Here is a 20,281-nt window from a genome sequence, read left to right as displayed (position 1 = left end):
ATCACGGCGCGCATCACCGGGCGGACAGCTCCGCGACGATCTTCGGGCCGAGCTCCGTCACGTCTCCCGCGCCCATCGTCAGGACGATGTCGCCGGGACGGGCCCGGCCGGCGACGAGCTCAGGCACGGCCCGCCGATCGGGCGCGTAGACGACCCGTTCGGCGGGAAGCGGCACCTTCCCCGCGACCAGCGCGCCGGAGACCCCGGGCTCGGGGTCCTCGCGCGCGCCGTACACGTCGAGCACGATCACCTCGTCGGCGAGGCCGAGCGCCGCGCCGAACTCGTCGGCGAAGAACCGGGTGCGCGAGTAGAGGTGCGGCTGGAAGACCGCGATGACGCGGCCGTCGCCGGTCACGACGTCGCGGGCGGCGCGCAGGTCGGCGGTCAGCTCGGTCGGGTGATGGGCGTAGCTGTCGAAGACCGTCACGCCCGCGGCCTCGCCCTTGGATTCGAACCGCCGCTTGGCCCCGGTGAAGGCCGCCAGGCCCTCCTTGACGTCGTCGAAGCGCAGGCCGAGGTGGAGCGCCACGGCGATCACCGCGGTGGCGTTGAGCGCGTTGTGCCGGCCCGGCACGGCCAGGCGCACCTCACCGCGTCCCGGCCCGCCGGGAACGGCGGGGCCGAGCTCCACGCCGAACTCCACGCCGAGGCCGCGCGGCACCACGTCGGTCGTGCGCAGGTCGGCGCCGGCGCTCTCGCCGTACGTGACGACGGTGAGGCCGCGCTCACGGGCGATGGGCACGAGTGCGGCGGCGCCCGGATCGTCGGCGCACACCACGAGCAGCGACCCGATGCGCTCGACGAAGCGGGCGAAGCTGTCGTGGACGGCCTGGGGGTCGCCGTAGTTGTCGAGGTGGTCGGCCTCGACGTTGGTGACCACGGCGACGCCCGGCGCGAGCATGAGGAACGAGCCGTCGCTCTCGTCGGCCTCCGCGACGAACACCTCGCCCGCACCGTCGTCGGCGCCGAGCCCGGTCGTCACGAGCTGCCCGCCGACGCAGTAGGACGGGTCCTCGCCGCACTTCTGCAGCGCCACGGTCAGCATCGAGGTGGTCGTGGTCTTGCCGTGCGTGCCGGCGACGGCGATGCCGGTGCGGCCGGCCATCACCGAGGCCAGCGCGGCGGCGCGCGGGATCACCCGCAGGTTCTGCCGCAGCGCCTCCCCCAGCTCGGGGTTGGAGTCGCGGATGGCGGTGGACACCACGACCGTGTCCACCTCCTTGATGTGGGAGGCGGCGTGGCCGACGTGGATGACGGCGCCCAGCTCGCGCAGCTCGGCCAGCAGCTCGGAGGGCCGCGCGTCGCTGCCCGACACCGGCACGCCTCGCTTGAGCAGGATCCGGGCGATGCCGGACATTCCGGCGCCGCCGATGCCGATGAAGTGCACCCGCCCAAGGTCGGCCGCGGGGACGGGATCCACGAGCTTGACGAGACTCATCGGTGAGCGATCTCCAGCACCTTGCGGGCGAGCGCCATGTCGGCGTCCTTGCGGCCCATCCGCGATGCGGCCTCGGACATCGCTACCACGCGCTCGGGGTCGTTCAGGATCGGCAGCAGCGTCTGGACGATCCAGGCCGCCGACAGGTCCGCGTCGTCGACCATCAGGCCGCCCCCGGCCCGCACGATGGGCTCGGCGTTGAGGCGCTGCTCGCCGTTGCCGTGCGGCAGCGGCACGTACGCCGCGGGCAGCCCCACGGCGGTGAGCTCGGCGCAGGTCATGGCGCCGGCGCGGGACAGCACGAGGTCGGCGGCGGCGTAGGCGAGGTCCATCCGGTCGACGTACGGCAGGATGACGTACTGCGGGTCGCCGGGCGGGGGCTCCACCTCGACGGTGTTCTTGGGCCCGATCACGTGCAGCACCTGGACGCCCGCAGCCCGCAGGTAGGGCGCGGCCTCCAGCGCCGCCTGGTTGATCGAGCGGGCGCCCTGGGAGCCGCCGAACACGAGCAGCGTCACCCGGTCGGACTCCAGCCCGAAGTACGACCGCGCCTTGTCGCCCATCGACAGGCGGTCCATCGTGCTGATCTCACGGCGCAGCGGGATGCCGATGTATTCGGCGTTCGGGAGCACGGCGTCCGGGTGGCCGGTGAAGACGTGCTCGGTGACGCGGGCGCCGAGCCGGTTGGCCAGGCCGGGCCGGGGGTTGGCCTCGTGGACCACGATCGGCACGCCGCGCCGCCGGGCGCCGAGATAGCCGGGCGTGGCGACGTATCCGCCGAAGCCGACCAGGACGTCCGCGCCGACCTTGTCGAGGATGCCCGCGGCGCTGCCGATGGCCCCCGCGAGGCGGCCGGGCACGGTCAGGAGCTGGGGGCTGAGCGAGCGGGGCAGCGGCACGGCGGGCACGAGTTCGAGCTCGTAGCCCCGGGCGGGCACCAGGCGAGTCTCCAGGCCGCGCTCGGTGCCGAGGCAGGTGATGCCGATCCTCGGGTCGAGCCGGCGAAGCGCGTCGGCCAGCGCGAGCGCCGGCTCGATATGGCCGGCCGTCCCGCCGCCGGCGAGGACCACCCTCATGTCACTCCCTGTCTTCGCGGACGCCTTCGCGGACGTCTTCCCGGATCTTCTCGCGAATGTTCCCGCGTCCGTTCCCTGTCGTTCCTCTTCGTGCCGTCGGCGGCCGCGCCGCCCGCTGACGGGCCGGTGCCCGCGAGACCGCGGGCCGCCGCCCGGCGCGGCCGTTCAGGCCAAGCCAGCTTAGAGCCCGCGCGGCCGGTCCCGGGCCACGGGCGGCGAGCGCCTCGGCCGCTCCGGGCTCCTGTTTGGCGAACGACACCAGCATGCCGAGCGCGGCGAGCGTCGGCAGCAGCGCCGATCCGCCGTACGACACCAGCGGCAGCGGGATGCCGGTGACCGGGAAGACCCCGATGACCGCGCCGATGTTGACGACGGCCTGCCCGGCGATCCAGGCGGTGACGGCGGCGGCCGCCAGGCGGACGAAGGGGTCCTTCGTCCGGATGGCGATGCGCAGCCCGGCGTAGCCGAGCAGGCCGAACAGCGCGACCACCACGAGCGTCCCCATCAGCCCGAGCTCCTCGCCCAGGATGGAGAAGATGAAGTCGCTCTCCGCGTGCGGGACGTAGTTCCACTTCTGCCGGCCCGCACCGAGCCCGATGCCGAACCAGCCGCCCGAGCCGATGGCCATCAGCCCCTGGACGGCCTGGAAGCCCTCCTTCTGCGCGGTGTCCCACGGGTGCAGGAAGCCGGTCAGGCGGTCGAGCCGGTACGGCTCGGCGATGATCATAGTGGCGGTCGCCAGTGCGAGCAGCGCGAGGATCCCGCCGAACAACCGCACCGGCGCGCCGACCACCCACAGCAACGCCAGGAAGATGATCATGAGCACGAGCGTCGTGCCGAGGTCGCGCCCGAGCATGACCAGGACGGCCAGCAGGGCCACGCCCGGCATCAGCGGGATCAGCAGCTGGCGCCACTCGATGCGGCCGACGCGGGCCCGCGTCGCGAGCAGGTCGGCCCCCCACAACGCCAGGGCCAGCTTCGCCGGCTCGGACGGCTGCACCGAGAACGGGCCGATGACGATCCACCGCTGGGCGCCCAGCAGTTCCTGGCCGAGGAAGATGACCATCAGCAGGCCGAGGATCGACAGGCCCATCAGCGGATAGCCCGCCAGGCGGAAGAACCGCTGCGGCAGCCGGGAGCAGACCCACATCAGCGGCAGCCCGATCGCCACCGAGGTGACCTGCTTGAGGAACCAGTAGAACGGGTCGCCGGTCCGCTGCAGCGCCTCGATGCTCGACGCCGACAGCACCATCATCAGCCCCAGCGCGAGCAGCAGCGCGCTGCAGCCGAGCACCAGGTGGTAGGACGTCAGCGGGCGGCCGAGCAGCTCGCGCAGCGCGGCGAGCTGGGCGGCGGCCCAGCCGACGGGCTCGGGCCCCCGACGCTCCGGCTCCCGGGCGGTGGCGGCGCCGGCCGAGCCGCCGGCCCCCGGGCCGGTCGCTGGGCCCGTCACGAGGCCGCCAGCCGCCGCACGGCTCGGGCGAAGGCCTCCCCACGGGCTCCGTAGCTCGCGAACATGTCCAGTGACGCCCCGGCGGGGGCGAGCAGCACGGTGTCACCCGGGGTGGCGAGCCGGGCGGCTTCGGCGACGACACGGTCCATGACCCCAGTGTCTTGCTCCGGCACGTCCACCACGGGGACATTCGCGGCGTGTCGCGCCAATGCGCGCCGGATCACATCCCGGTCGGTCCCCAGCAGCACCGCTCCGCGCAGCCGCGGCGCGGCCTGCCGTACGAGGTCGTCGACGTCGGCGCCCTTGAGCTGGCCGCCCGCGATCCACACGATCGACGGGTAGGCGGCCAGCGACGCGGCGGCCGCGTGCGGGTTGGTGGCCTTGGAGTCGTCCACGTAGTCGACCTCGCCGACCCGGGCCACGTGGGCGATCCGGTGCGGGTCGGGGACGAACTCCCGCAGGCCGCGGCGTACGGCCTCGGGCGGCACGCCGTACGCGCGGGCCAGCGCGGCGGCGGCGAGCGCGTTGGCGACGTTGTGCGGCGCGAACGGCCGCACATCGGCGAGGCAGGCCAGCTCCTCCGCCGAGGCCACCGGGTCGGCCACGAAGGCCCGGTCGACCAGCAGGTCCTCCACGACGCCCAGCTCCCCCGGCCGGGGCACGGCGAGCGTGAAGCCCACCCGCGAGGCGTACGGCTCGGCCAGACGGGACGACGACGCGTCGTCGGCGTTGTAGACCACCGTCCCCGCCGCCGCGAAGATGCGCGCCTTGGCCGAGGCGTACTCCTCCATGGAGCCGTGCCAGTCGATGTGGTCGGGCGCGACGTTGAGCACGGCTCCCGCGAGCGGGGCCACGGTGGACGACCAGTGGAGCTGGAAGCTCGACAGCTCCACGGCCAGCACGTCGTAGGGCCCGTCGACGGCCTCGACGATGGGGACGCCGACGTTGCCCACGGCCACGGCCTTGTGCCCGGCGGCCGACAGCATGGACCTGAGCATGCGGACGGCGGTGGTCTTGCCGTTGGTGCCGGTCAGCGCCAGCCAGGGGGCCGCGGGCTCCCGCCGCAGCCGCCAGGCCAGCTCGACCTCCCCGATGACCTCGACGCCCGCGTCCGCGGCGGCGACGAGCAGCGGGTGGGACGGACGCCAGCCGGGCGAGGTGACCAGCAGCGAGGTCCCGGCGGGCAGGGCGGGCTCGCCGAAGCGCACCTCCACGCCCAGCTCGGCGAGCTCGGCGGCCGTGACGCGCTGCCGCTCGCCGTCCGCGGCCTCCAGCACGGTCACGCGCTCGCCGCGTGCCGCCAGGGCCCGCGCCGCGGCGGCGCCCGACACGCCGAGACCGGCGACGACGACGGTCACTGCTTCGGCATCCATTCGAGGTAGAACAGCCCGAGACCGGCGGCGACGCACAGCGCGGCGATCAGCCAGAAGCGCACCACGATCGTCGTCTCGGCCCAGCCCGACAGCTCGAAGTGATGCTGGAGCGGCGCCATCCGGAAGACACGTCTGCGGGTCAGCTTGAAGGACCCGACCTGGATGATCACCGACATCGTGATGATGGCGAAAAGGCCGCCCAGGATGACGAGCAGGAGCTGGGTCCGGGTGGTGAAGGCCAGGCCGGCGATCACGCCGCCGAGGGCCAGCGAGCCGGTGTCACCCATGAAGATCTTGGCGGGCGGGGCGTTCCACCACAGGAAGCCGAGGCAGGCGCCCAGCACCGCCGCCGCGACCACGGCCAGGTCGAGCGGGTCGCGCACCCAGTAGCAGTTGGGGCCGAAGCCGACCGTCGTGCAGCTGTTGCGCAGCTGCCAGTTGCCGATCAGCACGTACGCCGCGAGGACCAGGCAGGTGGCGCCGGAGGCCAGGCCGTCGAGGCCGTCGGTCAGGTTCACCGCGTTCGAGAAGCCCACGATGAAGAACACGACCCAGATCATGAAGCCGATCAGCCCGATGGACGGCCCGATGTCCCGCAGGAACGACACGTGCGTGTCGGCCGGGGTGACGGCGTAGGCGTTGGGGAACCGCAGCACCAGCACCGCGAAGATCGCGCCGACGACGAGCTGCCCGCCCGCCTTGGCGCCGCTGCGCAGGCCCAGGCTGCGCTGCTTGTAGATCTTGATGAAGTCGTCGAGGAAGCCGACCGCGCCGAGGCCCGTCATCAGGAACAGCACCAGCAGTCCCGACGCCGTCGGCGGGTCGCTGACCGCGGAGAAGACGGTCACCCCGTGGGCCACGAAATAGCCGATCAGCGACGCGATGACGATCACCGTGCCGCCCATCGTGGGAGTGCCCTTCTTGTCGTAGTGTCCCGACGGGCCCTCCTCCCGGATGTTCTGGCCGTAGCCCCTGCGGGCGAACAGCCGGATGGCCAGCGGCGTGCCGACCATGGACAGCATCAGCGAGATCGCCCCCGCGATGAGGATGTTCCTCACCGGGCGTCACCTCCGAGGATCGCCTCGGCGACCCGCTCGAGCCCGGCCGCACGCGGCCCCTTCACCAGCACCACGTCGCCCGGCGCGAGGCGGCCGGACAACTCCCGCGCCGCCGCGGCGGCGTCCGGGACGTGGATCGCGCCGGGCGCGCCCCGGAGCACCGGCCCGGCGTCCTCTCCCACAACGACGACGGCCTCCAGGCCCGCGCCCGCGGCCAGCCGCCCGAGGTCCTCGTTGAGCGCCGCGCTGTCCTCGCCGAGCTCGCGCAGCGCGGCGATCACCGCGAACCGCCGCCGCCCCTCCCCCATCACCGCGAGGCTGCCGAAGGCGGCCCGCATGGAGTCGGGGTTGGCGTTGTAGGCGTCGTTGATCACGGTGACGCCGTCGGGCCGCTCGCCGACCTCCATGCGCCAGCGGCTGCGCGGCTCGGCCGCCGACAGCTCCTCGGCGATGACGGCCACCGGCAGCCCCAGCTCGTACGCGGCCGCCGCCGCGGCCAGGGCGTTGTCCACCGCGTGCGCGCCGTACAGGCGCAGCCGGACCGGGGCGGAGCCGGACGGCGTGCGCAGCGTGAACGAGGCGCGGCCGGTCGCGTCGAGCGTCTCGTCCTCCGCCCGCACGTGCGCCTCCGGCGAGCGCCCGAAGTAGGTCACCCGCGCGCTCGTACGGCCGGCCATCGCGCGCACCAGCGGGTCGTCGGCGTTGAGCACGGCGACCCCGTCGGCGGGCAGCGCCTCGACGAGCTCGCCCTTGGCCTGTGCGATGGCCTCCTTGCCGCCGAAGACCCCGAGGTGGGCGGTGCCGACGTTGAGCACCACGCCGATGCGGGGCGGGGCGATCCGCGCCAGGTAGTCGATGTGGCCGACGTTGCGCGCGCTCAGCTCCAGCACCAGGAAACGGGTGGTCTCGTCGGCCTTGAGGACGGTCAGCGGGTGGCCGATCTCGTTGTTGAACGAGCCGGCGGGGGCGACCGTGGGGCCGAGCCGGGCGGCGAGACCGGCGAGCAGGTCCTTGGTCGTGGTCTTGCCCGCGGAGCCGGTCACGCCGGCCACGGTCGTGCCGGGCAGCTCCGACAGCACGGCGGTGGCGAGCGAGGCCAGGGCCGCGAGCGGGTCGCTCACGATCACGGCAGGCGCGTCGACGGGCCGGGTGGCGAGGACGGCGACGGCGCCGGCGTCGTGGGCCTGCCGGGCGAAGTCGTGCCCGTCGGCCCGTTCACCCTTGATCGCCACGAACAGCGAGCCCGGTCCGGCCGCCCGTGAGTCGATCACGACGGGTCCCCGGACCACGGCCCCGGGGTCGGCCACCCCGTGTAGTGCTCCGGACGTGATCTCGGCGACCCGGGCCAGCGGCAACGGGATCATGGTGTCTTTCCTGCTCTCTTTCGCGTCGCTAACTCGGCCGCCTGGACACGGCCCGGCATCGGCTCACGCATCGGCGGCCTCCCGCACCGCCCGCCGTGCCCGGCTTCGCTCCGCGATGGCCGCGGCGGCCACCTCACGGTCGTCGAAGGGAATGACCTCGCCCCCGACATACTGCCCCTGCTCGTGTCCTTTGCCGGCCACAACTACCACATCTCCGGGCACCGCACCGCCGACCGCCAGACGGATGGCGGCCGCCCGGTCCGGCTCCACAATCACGTGGGCCCGCTCCTTGATGGGTACCCGCAGCGCGCCCTCCAGCATCGCGGCGAGGATCGCGAGCGGGTCCTCCGTACGAGGATTGTCGCTGGTGAACACGGCCAGGTCGGCGAGACGGACGGCGGCCTCGCCCATGATCGGGCGCTTGCCGCGGTCGCGGTCGCCGCCGCAGCCGAGCACGATCACCAGGCGGCCGCCCGGCCCGTCGTCCAGCACGGCGCGCAGCGAGCGCAGGACCGACTCGACCGCGCCCGGCTTGTGCGCGTAGTCGACGATCACCTGGACGTCGTCCGCGCCCGGCACCCGCTCCATGCGGCCCGGCACGCCGGCGAACTCGCCGACGCCGGTCACCGCGGCCTGCAGCGGGACCCCGGCCTCCACCAGCGCGACCAGCGCGCCGAGCGTGTTGGCCACGTTGAACGGGCCGGGCAGGGCCACCGACACCTCGGCCTCGACCCCGCCGGGACCGACGAGGCGGAACGCGCTGCCCGCGGAGCCGAGGCGCACGTCCTCGGCGCGCCAGTCGGCCTCCGGCGCCCCGGTGGCGGAGAACGTGGTGATGGGGATCTTGGCTGTCGCGGCCAGCTCACGCCCGTGGGCGTCGTCGATGTTCACCACGCCCGCCCGGCTGAACTCGGGGGTGAACAGCCGCGCCTTGGCCGCGAAGTAGTCGTCCAGGTCGCGGTGGAAGTCCAGGTGGTCCTGCGAGAGGTTCGTGAAGATCGACACGTCGTAGCGCAGGCCGTCCACCCGGCCGAGGGCAAGGGCATGGCTGGAGACCTCCATGGCCGCCGCGCTCACGCCCCGCTCGCGCATCAGCGCGAACAGCCCCTGCAGGTCGGTCGCCTCCGGGGTGGTGAGCTCGGGGATGAACCGCACGTCGCCCGCGCGGATCTCCACGCCGCCGACCAGGCCGGTGCGGTGGCCCGCCGCCCGCAGTCCCGCCTCCAGCAGGAACGTCGAGGTGGACTTGCCGCTGGTGCCCGTGACGCCGATGAGCGCGATGCCCTCGGCAGGCTTGCCGTACACCCAGGCGGCGACCTGTCCGAGCACCGCGCGCGGGTCGGGCACGACGAGCACCGGCAGCCCGGTGGCGACGGCCCTGTCACGGCCCTCCTCATCGGTCAGGATCGCCGTCGCGCCCGACGCCAGGGCGTCGGCGGCGAACTCCGCGCCGTGCCGGGCCTTGCCGGGCGCGGCCACGTACAGGTCGCCGCGCCGCACCCGGCGCGAGTCGAGGGTGATGCCGGTGACCGTGCCGCGCACCGCCCGCGCTCCGGGGGACGGGACGGCCGACGACGTCGCGCCGAGCAGGGACGCCAGGGCGGACAGCGGACGGGCCTGGACGGCCTCGGGACGCATGGACGACGGGGAACGCACGGCGAGAGCGTACCCCCCTCCGTCGCCCCTCCCGGCCACGTCGGCTCCGGTCACGTGCCCGTCACTCCGACGGGCGAAGGACCATCGCGGGCGCCTTCGTGCCGGTCGGCGGGATCTTCCTGCTCTTCAACGCGAAAGTCATGACGTCCTTGAACACCGGGGCGGCGACGGAGCCGCCGTAGTGGTCCTTCTTCGGGTCCTGGATCACCGCCAGGGCGACCAGCCTGGGCTGGTCCGCCGGGGTGAAGCCGACGAACGTGGCGGTGTACCCGCAGTATCCCGCGCACTTCTCGTCGTAGCGCATGGCGGTGCCGGTCTTGCCCGCGACACGGTAGCCCTCGATCGAGGCCTCCTCTCCCGTGCCCTCGTTGCCCACAACGGCCTCCAGCATCAGCGCGATCTTCTTGGCGTTGGCCTCGCTGATCACCCGGGTGCCCTTGGCCGGGGGGCTGGGGACGAACGCGCCGTGCTCGTCGGTGGTGCCCGCCACGATCGAGGGGGTCAACCGCACTCCGCCATTGGCGATCGTCTGGTAGACGCTGGCCATCTGCAGCGCGGTGACCGAAATGCCCTGGCCGTAGGCGATCGTACAGCGCTGGCTGCCCGACCACGTCTCCCACTGCGGCAGCAGGCCGGCCTGCTCGCCGGGGACCCCCGACCCGCTGCGCGCGCCGAACCCGAAGGACCGGAACATGTCGTACAGCCGCTGACTGGTGATCTTCTCCGATACCATGATCGTGCCGACGTTGCTGGACTCGGCGAGGATCCCGGTGAACGTCAGAGGCTCGGGCTTGTGCGGATGGGCGTCCCTGAGCTGCTGGTCGGCGCACTGGATGTGGTCGGGCACGCGGAAGACGGTCTCCGGAGTGACCACACCCGCCTCCATCGCCGCCGCGGCCGTGATCACCTTGTTGGTGCTGCCCGGCTCGAAGATCTCCGACACGGCCCGGTTGGCGCGGTCCTCGGCCGGGGCCGACTGCCAGTTGTTGAGGTCGGCCTGGGGCGCGTTCGCCATGGCGAGGATCTGCCCGGTCCGCACGTCCATGACGATCACGCTGCCGCTGCGCGCCCGGCTCTCGCGCACCTGCCGGTCGAGCGCCTGCTCCGCCGCCCACTGGAGGTCCCTGTCGATGGTGAGGCGCACGTCGCGGCCGGGCACCGGCGCCTCGCGCTGGCTGCGCGTCATCGGGATGCGCTGCCGGTTCGCGCCGAGCTCGACGCTCTGCTTGCCGTCCTTGCCCGCCAGGATGGCGTCGTACGCGCTCTCCAGGCCCTCCAGGCCTCTGCCGTCGACGCCGACGAACCCGAGCAGGCCGCCCGCGAGCGAGCCTCCGGGATAGAGACGGCGGTAGGTCTCCTTCATGCCCACGCCCTTGAGCTCGAAGCCCATGATGCGCTTGGCCCGAGGCGGCTCGACGTCGCGGGCGAGCGGGATGTACCGCTGGGTGGTCTTGGCCAGCGCGGCGGCGATCTCCTCCTTGGGCTTGTTCAGCTCCCGGGCCAGCGTGGTGGCGACCAGGTCGCGCTTGGCCGGGTCGACGTCCGCTGGGTCGACGTAGATCTCCCTGGCCTCGACCGTCACGGCGAGGTCGTGGCCGTTGGCGTCGGTGATCGAGCCGCGCTTGGCCGGCAGCGTCTCGGGGCGTACGCGCTGCTCGGCTGCCCTCGCCTGGAGCACCTTGGAGTCGAACCCCTGGAGCTGGACCAGCCGGCCGGCGAACAGCGACAGCACGATCGCCATCACGACCAGCGCCGCCCGCAGCCGCCGGGCGGGGTTGCCCAGCCGGAGCACGGCGGGCGGACGCGGCGGGCCGGGCGGGCCCGAGGGACGCTGGGGACCCGGCGGGCGCGGCGGCGCGCCTCCGGTTCGGGGACGCCCGCCGCCGGTGCCACCCGTCCCACCGGACGCGCCGGGTCCGGACGCCCGTGATGCGGACGGCCGTGCAGTGGACGGTCGCGGCGCGGACGGGCTCGCCGCGGACGGGCTCGCCGCGGACGGACGTGGTACGGACGGGCGCGGCGCGCCGGTCCTGCCCGGGGCGCCCGCCTTCGACGACGCGCCGTCTCCGGTCGTTCTCGATGTCCCCGACGTCCCCGGGGCACCGGGCCTGCCGGGAGCGCCGGACCTGCCGGTGGACTTTCCCGGGGCATCGGGTTTTCCTGAAGCGCCGGGTTTTCCGGTGGCCCCGGCCTTGCCTGGGACACCGGGCCTTCCCGTGACGCCGGGCTTTCCCGCGGCGCCCTGCTTTCCCGTGCCGGATTTTCCTGCGGTGCCCTGCTTTCCTGTGGCGCCGGGACGCGGATCGCCGCCGTTCGCCGCACGTGGACGGCCGGAGGCGCCGGACGCGCCTCCCCGCGCACCGTGACCCGACGTCCCGTGACCCGACGTACCGTGACCCGACGCGCCGTGTCCTGACGTACTGGGCCCCGACGCGCCGTGTCCTGACGTACTGGGCCCCGACGTACTGGGCCCCGACGCGCCGTGCCCCGGCATGCCGGTATGCGGCCGGGCGGGTCGCCGCCCGGCCGACTCGCCGCCGCGGCCGTTCCTGATGTCGTCGCGCGCGCCGTCCGCCCGGCCGCCGCCCTGCCTGCCTCCGCCTTCCGGAGCGCCGCCGGTGCGGCCGCGCCGGGGCGAGCCGCCCGTCGCGTCGTCGCGTCCGGGGTCGGCGGGACGACCGAGCCTCGGCGGCCCGTCCTGGCGGGGCGGCCGCCCCGGGGAGCCCGGGCTCCTCCTGTCACCGCCCGGGCCCTGGCCACCGCCTCGCCCGCTGGGACCCCCGCGGCCGGGACCCGGGTTCCGGCCGCTGTCTCTCACCGGTCCGTGCCCTCCTTCTGGGCCTGCTCCCGCGCCGCCGCGCCGCCGCCCGCGTCGAGGAACTTCGGCGCGGACTTGTCGGGCTCGAGGCCCTGCGCCGCGGCCTGCTCCTTCACCGCGTTGGGCTGCGTCCACTGGCGGAGCTGGTTCTCCTGCTCCGCTGCCTGCTCGTGCAGCTCGTCGATGCTCGACTGCAGGTCGCTCAGCCTGAACGAGTCCTTCGAGAGGACCACGTTCAGCAGCAGGAGGGTCACCAGGCCACCGCACATGAGGCCCACGACGAGCAGCACGAAGGGCGCGCGCGGCGGCCGCCGGAACGCCCGCCGCGCCATTGTGGCACGTGAGGTCGCCGCCGGCCGGGTTTCCGCACCACCGCGCCCGACGCGCCGCGGCGCGGGCACTACCTCGGTGAGACTCCTGGCCTCGCGGGACGGTGCGGGGCGGGTCGCCGTACGGGATGCGGCGGAGCGGGACGCGGCGGTGCCGGAAGCCGCCGTGCCGGACGTGGCGGGGGCGGTCGTACGCACCCGGGAACCGTCGCGCTTCGGGGCCGCGACGGATCCCGCGGACGCCGCCGCCTCACCGGGGCGCGCGTCCGTACGAGCCCTGCGGGGAGCCGGGACCGCCTCACGGCGGGGCCGGCCGTCCGCGCCCGGCCGGGACGCCGGGGCGGCCTCGCGACCGCGGCTCTGCGCGCCGCCGCGGGGAGCCGGGACGGCCTCGCGCGCGCGGTCGTCGCCGGGCGCGCCGGGGCGGACGCGGCGCTTGTCCGGAGCGGCGACGGCCTCGCCCGCCGGCGCGGCTGTCCGGCCCGGCGTGCGGCCGGGCACGCGGGGCGGCGCGGCCGTACGCCCGGCCGCCCTCCTGCTCTCCTGCTCTGTCCTCATCCCTCGCGGATCCTCTCTGCCGCCCGCAAGCGGGCCGAGGCCGCCCGCGGGTTGCGGGCCACCTCCTCGTCGTCCGGGAGCTCCGCTCCCCTCGTCAGAAGGCGGAACCGGGGCTGGTGAGCCTCCAGGGGGACCGGCAGCCCGGGTGGGCTGGTGTCCCTGGTTCGCGCCGCGAGGACCTGCTTGGTGAGCCGGTCCTCAAGGGAGTGGTAGGCGAGCACGACCACGCGCCCGCCCAGCGCCAGCGCGTCCAGTGCGGCGGGGAGCGCCTGTTCGAGCGCCGACAGCTCGCCGTTCACCTCGATGCGCAACGCCTGGAACGTTCTCTTCGCCGGGTTGCCCCCGGTCCGCCTCGTGGCGGCGGGTATCGCCGCGCGGACCAGGTCGGCAAGCCGTTTCGTGCTGGTGATGGGGTCCTTGGCGCGCTCTTTGACGATGAGGCTCGCGACGCGTGCCGCGAAGCGCTCCTCGCCGTAGTCGCGCAGGATGCGTGTGAGGTCCGCGGCGGAGTAGGTGTTCACCACACGCTCGGCGGTGAGCTCCTGCTCGCGGTCCATCCGCATGTCGAGGGGGGCGTCATAGGAATAGGCGAAACCGCGCTCGGCCTCGTCGAGCTGAGGGGATGACACGCCGAGGTCGAACAGCGCGGCGTCCACACGGGGCCGTCCGGCGTCACGGAGCACGTCGGCCAGTTCGTCGGAGACGGCGCGCACCAGAGTGATCCGGTCCGCGTACGGCGCGAGCCGGGCGGTGGAACGCTCGATGGCGGTGGGGTCGCGGTCGATGCCGATGAGGTGGAGGGAGGGGTGGGCGGCCAGAAGCGCCTCGGCGTGCCCGCCGAGACCGAGGTTGGCGTCCACGGCCACCGGCTCCGGTCCGGACAACGCCGGAGCGAGCAACTCCAGCACGCGATCGAGCATGACCGGAACGTGACCACCCGGGTGACCGGGCTCTTGCGACAACGCTTCCAACCCCCATTTACGCCGCAGTACTCGCGGATTCGCGGCTGTGCCGCCGGTGACTACCCAACGGACCCCCACCCATGCCGGTTCCCGGAGAACCGACCCGTCCGGCCAGGTCCCCATCCGCGTCGCCGGCCGTGGCGTCTGACACCGGGGAAGGTGCATCAGCTGCCACATGGGAGCGGGTGGAGACCTCGCCGAACGTCACCGACGGGTCAATTGATCAAAAGAAAGGACCGATCTACAGAATCCCGGGCAGCACCTCCTCCGACAGATCGGAGAATGCCTGTTCCTGGGCCTCCAGGTAGGTGTCCCATGCCTGGGCGTCCCAGATCTCCAGTCGCGTGTTGGCGCCGATCACGACGCAGTCACGTTCCAGACCGGCGTAACGCCGCAGCGTCTGGGGAATCGTGATGCGTCCCTGCTTGTCCGGCACCTCGTCGGACGCGCTGGCGAAGAAGACACGGCTGTAGTCGCGGACCGCCTTCGCCGTCACCGGAGCGGTACGCAGGGCCTCGGTGATGCGCTGGAACTCCTCTACGGGGAAGACGTAGAGGCAGCGCTCCTGGCCTTTGGTGATCACCAGACCCTCCGCCAGCTCCTCGCGATACTTCGCCGGCAGGAACAGCCGTCCTTTGTCGTCGAGGCGCGGGTGGTGGGTGCCAAGGAACACCGGACCCACCTCCTGTGCCTTGTGGAGCGCTCAGCGCTATAGCCCCTGCCCTCCACTGCGCACCACCATACTCCACTTCTCCCCACCGTCAACCGATTCTGGCCGTGTCGGCATTCAAAATCGACGGCGTTTTCGCAGGTGAAATGGGGTGGGTCGGGGTGGGGCGCCGCGGCGCCCCCCGCCCCGCGCACGGGCGTGTCGGCACCCCGGAAACCCCGGCGCGTACGGGGTTCCCGGGGGCGGCAGGAGAGGGGTGGGGGAACCGGGTGGAGGGAAGTGGAGCGCGCCAGGCTTCAGGTGCCATGAGCCGCCGCACGGGACGCCGGTGGACGTCGCGGGATGGCGCGGGAAGTCGCGGGATGGCGCGGGAAGTCGCGAAAAGTCACGGGATGTCACGGGATTCGGACGAACGCGCCACGCGACCGTGAAGAGACGCCACAACACTGTGGGCAGTTCACCCGGATTTCCGGACAAAGTCGCTCGAGAACCAGAGGGGACATAGGGTCAGTACACAGAATGGAAAAGGAACGTATAACGCCCCATTCTCGGGGACGCACCCTCATGGAGGCCTGGTGGCAGTAACTCCCGACGTCACCGATGCTTCAGCTCGGCTCGAGGATCTCATCGACACCGCCCACCGGATCCGCGCCTCGATCGAATCGGTGATCGAAGGCAAGAGCGACGTCGTCCGTCTTACTCTCACCGTGCTCCTGGCGGAGGGCCACCTGCTGATCGAGGACGTGCCCGGTGTGGGCAAGACGATGCTCGCCAAGGCTCTGGCGCGCTCCATCGACTGCCCGGTCAAGCGCGTCCAGTTCACCCCCGACCTGCTGCCGAGCGACATCACCGGGGTCAGCGCGTACAACCAGCAGACGCGTGAGTTCGAGTTCAAGCCCGGACCGGTCTTCGCCAACATCGTCGTCGGCGACGAGATCAACCGCGCCTCCCCCAAGACGCAGTCCGCCCTCCTGGAGTGCATGGAGGAGCACCAGGTCACGGTCGACGGCGTGACCTACGCGCTGGAGGCGCCGTTCATGGTCATCGCGACGCAGAACCCGATCGAGATGGAGGGCACCTATCCCCTCCCCGAGGCGCAGCGCGACCGATTCACCGCCAAGATCGCCATGGGATACCCGGAGCCTGCCGCCGAGCTGGAGATGCTGGACGTGCACGGCGCCTCGCAGCCGCTGGACAAGATGGAACCGGTCGCGACCACGGCGGAGGTGGCCGCGCTGATCGAGGCCGTCCGCGCGGTCTACGTCTCCCAGCCGGTCAAGCGCTACGCGGTCGACATGGTCGCGGCCACCCGGCACTCCCCCGACCTGCGGCTCGGCGCCTCCCCGCGCGCCACCCTTCATCTGGTGCGCAGCGCGCGGGCCCACGCCGCGCTGTCCGGCCGCGACTACGTGATCCCGGACGACCTGCAGGAGCTGGCCGTCCCCGTGCTGGCGCACCGCCTGATGCCGAGCCTGGAGGCGCAGGGGCAGCGCCGCCACCCCGAACAGCTCGTCGGCGAGCTGGTGCGGCGCGTCCCGGTGCCCGACGCCAAATAGCGGACGCGAGTGGGCCGGATGTGAGCGAGCCGGATGTGGGCGAGCCGGGTGCGAGTGAACAGGGTGCGAGTGAACAGGGTGCGAGCGAGCAGGGCGCCGGTAAGCGGGGCACCGGTAAGCGGGGCACCGGTAAGCGGGGCACCGGTAAGCAGGGCGCGCGCCCGGCGATGTGACAGTGAGCAAGTGACGGAGGGCCCATGATCGGGCTGAAGGCTCTGACCCCGCGAGGACGCTCGTTCCTCGCGTCCGGCGTGGCGGCCCTGCTGTGCGCCCTCGTCCTCGGCGAGCAGGACCTGCTGCGCGTGTCCGTGCTGATCATCGCGATGCCGTTGCTCGCCTCGATGGTCGTGGCCCGCACGCGCTATCGGCTGGCCTGCGCCAGACGGCTCACCCCGGCGCGGGTGCAGGCCGGCGAGCAGACCACGGTCACCCTGCGGCTGGAGAACGTCACCCGGCTGCCCACCGGGCTGCTGCTGGTGGAGGACACCCTGCAGTACGCGCTGGGGACCCGGCCGAGGTTCGTCCTCGATCGGATGGAGTCCCGCGGCGTCCGGGAGATCGACTACAAGGTGAGCTCGGACCTGCGCGGGCGCTTCCCGATCGGGCCGCTCTCGGTGCGAATCGCCGACCCGTTCGGGCTGGTCGAGCTGACCCGCTCGTTCACCATCACCGACACGCTCGTGGTCACGCCCGAGGTGGTGCCGCTGCCGCCGGCGCGTCTTTCCGGGGAGTACAGCGGCGGCGGCGACAGCCGTACGCGGTCGGTCGCGGCGGCGGGCGACGACGACGTGGCGCCGCGCGAGTATCGCCAGGGCGACGACCTGCGCCGCGTCCACTGGCGCTCGACGGCGCGGCACGGCGAGCTGATGGTCAGGCGCGAGGAGCAGGAGTGGCAGAGCCGGGGCGCGCTGCTGCTCGACACCCGCAGGCACGCCCACCGGGGGGAGGGGCCGCGCTCGTCGTTCGAGGTCGCGGTCTCCGCCGCCGCGTCCATCGGCGTGCACCTGTCCGCGGAGGGGCTCGCCCTGCGCCTGGTCACCGACCAGGGCGCGGGACACGTGGTGGACACCGGCCAGTCGTGGTCGCTGCTCGACACGCTCTCGGTCATCCGGCAGAGCACGGCGCGCTCGCTGGAGCACGGCATCGGCGCGCTGCGTCAGGGCGGCGGCGAGGGCCTGATCATCGCGGTCCTCGGGGGGCTCGATCCGGAGGAGGCCCGGGCGCTCGCCCAGCTCCGCCACTCGGGCGTGACCGCCGTCGCGATCCTGCTCGACCTCGCCTCCTGGGACCGCGCGTCCGGGCACGGGGCTTCCTGGGACGCCGTCGCCGAGGAGAACGCGCGGGCCGCTCGATCGGTCCTGACCGGCGCCGGGTGGCGGGTGCTCGACCTGCCCGCCGGCACGCCGCTCGCCGACGTGTGGCCGCAGGCCGGAAACAAGAGGAGCGCGGCCTGAGCCGGCCGCACCGGCGGGACGGAAGGTAGGAAGCAATGAAACTGCCGGTTGCGGCGGGGCTGGCCACGGCGGCCGTCACGATCACGCTCTATCCGCTCTTCGAGGGCGGCACCTGGTTCTGGTCCTGCATGGGGGCGATCCTGGTCGTCACCGTGACCGGCACGGTGGCCTCCCGTCTGGGCGCCCGCCCATGGGTGGCGCCCGCCGTGACGCCCGTGACGGTCCTGATCTACCTGACGCTCGTCTTCACGCCCGACGAGGCGTGGCTGCGGATCATCCCCACCAAGGACTCGGTCATCCGGCTCGCCAAGCTGATCGCCTCCGGATATGACGGCATCCAGCAGTACGCCGCCCCGGTGCCGGACCGTCCCGGCATCGTGCTGCTCACCACGGCGGGTGTGGCGCTGATCGCCCTGCTCGTGGACGTCTTCGCGGTGCGGCTGCGCCGGGCGGCGCTGGCCGGGCTGCCGATGCTCGCCCTGTTCACCGTGCCCGCGGCGGTCATCACCGACCCGATCGGGTGGATCGCGTTCGTCGTCGCGGCGTTCGGCTACATCGGCCTGCTCGTCGCCGACGGGCGCGAGCGGCTGAGCCGCTGGGGCCGGGCCGTCGTGGTGCGGCGTTCATCCGACGCCTCGCGCGGCTCCGCCCCCGACACCGAGCGGCTCGCCCTGTCGGGCAAGCGCATCGGCGTGACGGCGATCGCGCTGGCCGTGCTGGTGCCCGCGCTGCTGCCGGCCCTCTCCCCCGATCCGCTGTTCGGCTTCGGCGTCGGCAACGGCCTCGGCGGGGGCGGCGGCAACATCGGCATCCCCGACGCCATCGCCAAGCTCGGCGGCCAGCTCAGGCAGCAGCGCAACGCGACCGTGCTCACCTACACCAGCAGCGACGACGTGCCGCGTTATCTGCGGATCTTCTCGCTCGACATCTTCGACGGGACGAAGTGGACGCTGGCCCCGCTGCGCGGACGCCCGGAAGACCGCGTGTCGGAGGGGCCGCTGCCGCCCGCTCCCGGGCTGCGGCCCGGGGTGACGGTGAAGCGCGCCGAGATGTGGGTCAAGATGAGCGATGAGATCGACACGCTCCACTTCCTGCCGCTGCCCTACCCGGCCAGGCAGGTCGAGGCCGACGGCGACTGGCGCGCCGACCGGGCCTCGCTCATGGTCTTCTCCACCGAGGACGAGGCGGCCGGGCTCGACTACCGGGTGATGACCGAGGAGCCCGAGCCCACCCTGACCGAGCTGCGCACGGCGGTGACCCTCCCGGACAGCGACCGCTACCTGCAGCTGCCCGAAGGACTCGACCCGCGGGTGACCGCCCTCACCCATCGCATCACCGCCGACGCCGCCTCGCCGTACGAGGCCGCGGTCAAGCTGCAGGAGTGGTTCACCCAGGACGGCCGGTTCACCTACGACGTGCGCGCGTCCGGATCGGGCGCGCAGGCGCTGTCCCGGTTCCTGCTGCGTGACCGCACCGGCTACTGCGAGCAGTTCGCCGGGGCGATGGCCGTGATGGCGCGTCTGCTCAACATCCCGGCGCGGGTGTCGATCGGATACACCGGCGGCACCAAGATCGGCAACGAGTGGACGGTCCGCACCCACGACGCCCACGCGTGGCCGGAGCTGTTCTTCGACGGGATCGGCTGGCTGCGGTTCGAGCCCACCCCCACCGGCGCCACCGGGCAGGGCACGGCCCAGGTGCCGCTCTACTCGCTGCCTGTCACGCCGACGGACGGCCCTACGGCGAACCCGTCCGACGGGCCGTCGTCGAGCGCGGAGGACGACGCCGGGCAGAGCGCCGGACCGGCCCGGCCGAACCCGCGCCAGCTCGACCGCGACCTCGACGGCACGGCCACCGCGGCCGACCCCGGCATGCCCGTGCCCGTCGAGATCGGCATCGGCGTCGCCGCCGCGCTCGCGCTGCTGTTGCTGCCCGCCGCCGCGCGGGTCCTGGTGCGACGTCGTCGCCTTCGCCTGGTCACGCGTACGGCGGCGGGAGGCCACGCGGCCTGGGCCGAGCTGCGCGACATGCTCACGGACCTGGGGATGGCCGGGGAGCCGAGCGAGACGCCGCGCGCGCTCGGCCGCCGGATCGGCGAGCGGTACGCGCTCGGGCCGCAGGCCGCCGAGGCGCTCACCCGCGTCGTCACGTCGGAGGAACGGCTCAGGTACGCCCCCACGCCCTCGGCGTCGGGGCCCGTCCCGGCGGACCTGCGCCGGATCAGGCGCGATCTGGCGTCGAAGGCCTCACGGTGGCGGCGTCTCGGGGCCGCGCTCGCCCCGATGTCCGTGCTGCTGCGGGTGCGGGCGGCCGGCGAGGGCGCGCTCGACGTCTTCGACCGGCTGGAGGGGCTGCGGCCCCGGCTCTGGCGGGCGCGGCCCGGCGGAACGCGGGCGGCCGCCACGCCGGAACGCCCGGACGGCACCCGGGCCGACGACACCGCGAAGGAGCGGACCCTCACCGGCGCCCGCCGCTGATCGCCCTGCCCCCGGCGGCCACTGGCCGGGGGTGCCGTT

14 protein-coding genes are annotated in these 20,281 nt (G+C 73.5%); 3 read left to right on the top strand and 11 right to left on the bottom strand.

What is annotated here, in order from left to right; genetic code table 11:
* Positions 1-13 precede the first annotated feature (13 nt).
* The 11 genes from murC to mraZ all read right to left on the bottom strand — a co-directional run bounded on the left by murC (position 14) and on the right by mraZ (position 14,758).
* Positions 14-1,438, bottom strand: a complete 1,425-nt coding sequence (gene murC / locus OHB01_RS24170) for a UDP-N-acetylmuramate--L-alanine ligase (protein WP_142645019.1) — start codon at positions 1,436-1,438, stop codon at positions 14-16.
* Positions 1,435-2,514 carry an undecaprenyldiphospho-muramoylpentapeptide beta-N-acetylglucosaminyltransferase gene (murG, locus tag OHB01_RS24165; protein ID WP_142645018.1) on the bottom strand — a complete coding sequence of 360 codons (1,080 nt, stop codon included), beginning with the start codon at positions 2,512-2,514 and terminating at the stop codon, positions 1,435-1,437. Before murG ends, murC begins: the two co-directional genes overlap by 4 nt.
* 1 nt (position 2,515) lies before the next feature.
* Positions 2,516-3,967, bottom strand: coding sequence for a putative lipid II flippase FtsW (gene ftsW, locus OHB01_RS24160; RefSeq protein WP_142645017.1), 1,452 nt, complete (start codon positions 3,965-3,967; stop codon positions 2,516-2,518).
* Positions 3,964-5,340, bottom strand: a complete 1,377-nt coding sequence (murD, locus tag OHB01_RS24155) for a UDP-N-acetylmuramoyl-L-alanine--D-glutamate ligase (RefSeq protein WP_142645016.1) — start codon at positions 5,338-5,340, stop codon at positions 3,964-3,966. The genes ftsW and murD overlap by 4 nt, the downstream gene beginning before the upstream one ends.
* Positions 5,322-6,398 carry a phospho-N-acetylmuramoyl-pentapeptide-transferase gene (gene mraY / locus OHB01_RS24150; protein WP_142645015.1) on the bottom strand — a complete coding sequence of 359 codons (1,077 nt, stop codon included), beginning with the start codon at positions 6,396-6,398 and terminating at the stop codon, positions 5,322-5,324. The genes murD and mraY overlap by 19 nt, the downstream gene beginning before the upstream one ends.
* A complete protein-coding gene (locus tag OHB01_RS24145; protein ID WP_142645014.1) occupies positions 6,395-7,762 on the bottom strand; it encodes a UDP-N-acetylmuramoyl-tripeptide--D-alanyl-D-alanine ligase in 1,368 nt (455 codons plus the stop codon). The genes mraY and OHB01_RS24145 overlap by 4 nt, the downstream gene beginning before the upstream one ends.
* 63 nt (positions 7,763-7,825) lie before the next feature.
* Entirely contained in the window at positions 7,826-9,400 is a 1,575-nt protein-coding gene (locus OHB01_RS24140; protein WP_142645222.1) for a UDP-N-acetylmuramoyl-L-alanyl-D-glutamate--2,6-diaminopimelate ligase, read from the bottom strand.
* 79 nt (positions 9,401-9,479) lie between these two features.
* The gene (locus tag OHB01_RS24135) at positions 9,480-11,210 is read right to left on the bottom strand and encodes a peptidoglycan D,D-transpeptidase FtsI family protein (RefSeq protein WP_260617039.1); all 1,731 of its coding nucleotides are present in this window, start codon (positions 11,208-11,210) and stop codon (positions 9,480-9,482) included.
* Positions 11,211-12,232: 1,022 nt separating this feature from the next.
* On the bottom strand, positions 12,233-13,123 hold the full coding sequence (locus tag OHB01_RS24130) for a hypothetical protein (protein ID WP_142645013.1): 891 nt from the start codon (positions 13,121-13,123) through the stop codon (positions 12,233-12,235).
* A complete protein-coding gene (gene rsmH / locus OHB01_RS24125) occupies positions 13,120-14,043 on the bottom strand; it encodes a 16S rRNA (cytosine(1402)-N(4))-methyltransferase RsmH (RefSeq protein WP_142645012.1) in 924 nt (307 codons plus the stop codon). The genes OHB01_RS24130 and rsmH overlap by 4 nt, the downstream gene beginning before the upstream one ends.
* Before the next feature lie 283 nt (positions 14,044-14,326).
* Entirely contained in the window at positions 14,327-14,758 is a 432-nt protein-coding gene (gene mraZ / locus OHB01_RS24120) for a division/cell wall cluster transcriptional repressor MraZ (protein ID WP_079318531.1), read from the bottom strand.
* Between the two features lie 572 nt (positions 14,759-15,330).
* Between mraZ and OHB01_RS24115 the strand changes: the two genes are divergently transcribed.
* The 3 genes from OHB01_RS24115 (at position 15,331) to OHB01_RS24105 (ending at position 20,242) form a co-directional block, all read left to right on the top strand.
* Positions 15,331-16,311, top strand: coding sequence for an AAA family ATPase (locus tag OHB01_RS24115; protein WP_147942192.1), 981 nt, complete (start codon positions 15,331-15,333; stop codon positions 16,309-16,311).
* A 197-nt stretch (positions 16,312-16,508) separates the two neighbouring features.
* On the top strand, positions 16,509-17,765 hold the full coding sequence (locus OHB01_RS24110; RefSeq protein WP_328854010.1) for a DUF58 domain-containing protein: 1,257 nt from the start codon (positions 16,509-16,511) through the stop codon (positions 17,763-17,765).
* Between the two features lie 35 nt (positions 17,766-17,800).
* Positions 17,801-20,242: a DUF3488 and transglutaminase-like domain-containing protein gene (locus OHB01_RS24105; protein ID WP_328854009.1), complete on the top strand. Its 2,442-nt coding sequence runs from the start codon at positions 17,801-17,803 to the stop codon at positions 20,240-20,242.
* Positions 20,243-20,281: the final 39 nt, after the last annotated feature.

The sequence above is a fragment of the Microbispora hainanensis genome, assembly GCF_036186745.1.
Lineage (GTDB): Bacteria > Actinomycetota > Actinomycetes > Streptosporangiales > Streptosporangiaceae > Microbispora.
Note: the sequence above shows the minus strand (reverse complement) of the source record. Positions and strands in the feature narration are given on the sequence as shown.

Bases quoted from the DNA above. Each gene is read 5' to 3' on its own strand.
- murC (WP_142645019.1), bottom strand. From the start codon at position 1,438: ATGAGTCTCGTCAAGCTCGTGGATCCCGTCCCCGCGGCCGACCTTGGG.
- murG (WP_142645018.1), bottom strand. From the start codon at position 2,514: ATGAGGGTGGTCCTCGCCGGCGGCGGGACGGCCGGCCATATCGAGCCG.
- murD (WP_142645016.1), bottom strand. From the start codon at position 5,340: ATGGATGCCGAAGCAGTGACCGTCGTCGTCGCCGGTCTCGGCGTGTCG.
- OHB01_RS24145 (WP_142645014.1), bottom strand. From the start codon at position 7,762: ATGATCCCGTTGCCGCTGGCCCGGGTCGCCGAGATCACGTCCGGAGCA.
- OHB01_RS24140 (WP_142645222.1), bottom strand. From the start codon at position 9,400: ATGCGTCCCGAGGCCGTCCAGGCCCGTCCGCTGTCCGCCCTGGCGTCC.
- OHB01_RS24130 (WP_142645013.1), bottom strand. From the start codon at position 13,123: ATGAGGACAGAGCAGGAGAGCAGGAGGGCGGCCGGGCGTACGGCCGCG.
- rsmH (WP_142645012.1), bottom strand. From the start codon at position 14,043: ATGCTCGATCGCGTGCTGGAGTTGCTCGCTCCGGCGTTGTCCGGACCG.
- OHB01_RS24110 (WP_328854010.1), top strand. From the start codon at position 16,509: ATGATCGGGCTGAAGGCTCTGACCCCGCGAGGACGCTCGTTCCTCGCG.
- OHB01_RS24105 (WP_328854009.1), top strand. From the start codon at position 17,801: ATGAAACTGCCGGTTGCGGCGGGGCTGGCCACGGCGGCCGTCACGATC.